The sequence below is a fragment of the bacterium genome (genome assembly GCA_016873475.1).
Lineage (GTDB): Bacteria > Krumholzibacteriota > Krumholzibacteriia > JACNKJ01 > JACNKJ01 > VGXI01.
In genome coordinates this window covers 1-2,478 of record VGXI01000333.1, presented here as the reverse complement: position 1 = coordinate 2,478, position 2,478 = coordinate 1, and the positions used below count along the sequence as shown (strand labels likewise).

The window sequence follows — 2,478 nt, the reverse complement described above, 5'->3', positions numbered from 1 at the left end:
CAGGTAGATCTGCCACATGAGCTGGAAGAGGTAGGGATCGGCGATGTCCACGCCCTCGGGCATCTCGTCCATGCGCAGGGTGAAGGCGGCCTTGAGGACCTGGTCGTACTTCGCCTCCGGGTTGACATAGTAGTTCAGGCCCAGCGCGAAGTTCTTGACGAAGCTCGGATCGGCCTCTCCCGGGTCCTCCGTGTCGTAGTCGACGTCGGTGTCCTCGTCCCAGGTTTCGTAGCGGCCCACCAGCTCGGCCTTCTTGGTCAGGCCGTAGCCGGCGGTCAGCGAGTAGCCGAGGCTGGTGTAGTCCGCGTCGTTCTCATCCCAGACGGGATTGTGCATGAGGGTCGCGTAGTCGAACTTCAGGAAGGAGCGCGGCGCCGTGTAGTAGACGAAGGCGGTCAGCGAACCCGTCGTCTGACGGAACTCGTGCGGCAGGCCATAGGTGAAGCCCACGGCCAGCGCCGGCGTCGGGTTGGCGTAGACACCGAAGTCGAGCTGGGGCAGAGCGCCCGTGTCCACCATCGTCGGCGCGGGTTCGTCGTCCTCATCCACTGCTGTCGGATCGCCGTGGCTGCTGTTGCTGGGCGTGAAGTCGAGATTCCAGTTGCCCGTGCCGTTGTGCGCGAGCACGCGCAGCGAGAAGACCTCGTTCGGCGTCAGATTGAGCTGGGCGCCGATCGTGCGACCATCCGAACCGACGGTAGCGCTGGACCAGCGGCTGCCGACGAGGTTGACGTCGATGAGGTCGAGCTTGGCCGAGGAGGTCAGGCACCCCGCCTGGCTGCCGACGCCCCCGAAGCGGCCGGCGCGCAGGCCGAGCAGCTCGTTGACCTTCCAGTCGCCGTAGGCCTCAAGGACGTAGACGCGATCGCCGGTCACCTCGCCCACGACGAGACCGCCGAGATCGCCCTGCTTGTAGCTCCAGCCCGCCCGCGCGCGGCGCAGGCCGAAGCCGGTCTGCGTGGCGTCTTCATCGACCGCGGGCAAGGTGTCCTCATAGGCCGTATAGCTCCACCAGGCCTGCATGAGGCCAACGAGCGAACTCTCCGCCCGCGCGGCTCCGGCCGTTGCGAGCAGCGCGAGCGCCGCCAGGAGCATGATTCTCTTCATCGCCGATCCTCCCTGTGGATTGCGCGCCGTCGATTGCACAGGGAGTTCTCGCTCCCCCTGCCGGCGCCTCCGCGCCCGGCCTCCCGCAGCGCGGCGCCGGGGCCGGGGCCGGGCAGAAACTAGGAGCGAGCCCGCCATCCGGCAAGGGGAATCTCCCCCCTTCCCGGAAGCTTCACGCGCCCTCTCGCCTTGACCGCGTCGCGAAGAACTGCCAATCCTTGCCGCCATGGAGGCCGAACTCATCGCCGCCTCTGCCCTCGCCGAGCGGCTGAACGAGACGGGGCTGCGCATCGTCGATGCGAGCTGGCACGCCCCGCCGACGGGGCTCGACGCGCGCGCGCTGCACCGCGAGGCGCACCTGCCGGGGGCCGTCTTCTTCGACATCGACGCAGTGGCCGGCCCGCCGGCGGATCTTCCGCACATGCTGCCCACGCCGGAGACCTTTGCCGCCGCGGTCGGCGCGCTCGGCATCGCCGAATCCGACGTCGTCGTGGTCTACGATCAGACGGGCATCGCCTCGGCGGCCTGCCGGGCCTGGTGGACCTTCCGGCACTTCGGCCAGGCGCGGGTGGCGGTGCTGGACGGCGGACTGCCCCTCTGGCGCGCGGCCGGCCTGCCCCTTGCCGCTGGCGAGGCGGCGCCTGCGCCCTGCGCGCGAGAACCGCGGGCCGGCTGTTTCGCCGTCTGGGATCGCGCGGCCGTGCTCGCCAACCTCGAGCGCTGCGAGCGGCTGCTCGTCGATGCCCGGAGCCGTGAGCGCTTCGCGGGTCGCGGACCCGAGCTCTGGGGCGACCCCGGACGCATCCCCGGCAGCGTGAACCTTCCCTATCAAGAGCTGCTCGACGAGCGGGGCTGTCTGCTGCCGGACGCCGTGCTCGAGGCGCTCGTCGAGGCCGCCGGCGTGCCGCGCGATCGGCCGTTCGCCGTCACCTGCGGCTCGGGCGCCACGGCCTGCGTGCTCGCTTTCGCCTTCGCGCGGCTCGGCCAGAGGGACGTCGCCCTCTACGACGGCTCCTGGGTGGACTGGGTGCGCGCGGCGGACACGCCCAGGGCGCGCGACTGAGGGGCTCGAGCGATCAGCGGCCGAAGCGCAGGCCCATCGCCTTGAGCAGCGGGAAAGGCGGCTCGCCACCCGCAAAGACGAAGACGTGGTCGTTGGCGAGTCGCTCTTCCTTGCCGCCCACCCGCAGCTGCACGGCCCCAGGCTCGATCGCCAGCACCTCCGCATTGAAGGCCGCGCGCAGACGCCCCTCCGCGAGCAGCGGCTGGAAGCGCTCCTCGTTGCGGCGCTTGATCCGGAAGAGCTTCTCCTTGCGATAGGCGAGCGTCACCGCCGTGTGCTCCTGGAGGGCCAGACCCATCGCCGCTTCG

General features: G+C 70.3%; 3 protein-coding genes. 1 reads left to right on the top strand and 2 read right to left on the bottom strand.

Annotation, left to right across the window (positions count from 1 at the left end; all coding sequences use genetic code 11):
* A partial coding sequence (locus tag FJ251_15470) for a hypothetical protein (protein MBM4119102.1) occupies window positions 1-1,107 on the bottom strand: 1,107 nt, incomplete at its 3' end.
* A gap of 226 nt (window positions 1,108-1,333) precedes the next feature.
* Here FJ251_15470 and FJ251_15465 point away from each other — a divergent pair.
* Window positions 1,334-2,170: a sulfurtransferase gene (locus tag FJ251_15465; GenBank protein ID MBM4119101.1), complete on the top strand. Its 837-nt coding sequence runs from the start codon at window positions 1,334-1,336 to the stop codon at window positions 2,168-2,170.
* A 13-nt stretch (window positions 2,171-2,183) separates the two neighbouring features.
* Here FJ251_15465 and FJ251_15460 read toward each other — a convergent pair whose 3' ends face one another.
* Window positions 2,184-2,468 (bottom strand): hypothetical protein, encoded by a 285-nt coding sequence (locus FJ251_15460; protein MBM4119100.1) that lies wholly within the window; start codon window positions 2,466-2,468, stop codon window positions 2,184-2,186.
* Between the last annotated feature and the right edge of the window lie 10 nt (window positions 2,469-2,478).

What these genes read in the sequence shown, in the direction of transcription:
- FJ251_15465 (MBM4119101.1), top strand. Translation starts at nt 1,334, where the DNA reads ATGGAGGCCGAACTCATCGCCGCCTCTGCCCTCGCCGAGCGGCTGAAC.
- FJ251_15460 (MBM4119100.1), bottom strand. Translation starts at nt 2,468, where the DNA reads ATGGGTCTGGCCCTCCAGGAGCACACGGCGGTGACGCTCGCCTATCGC.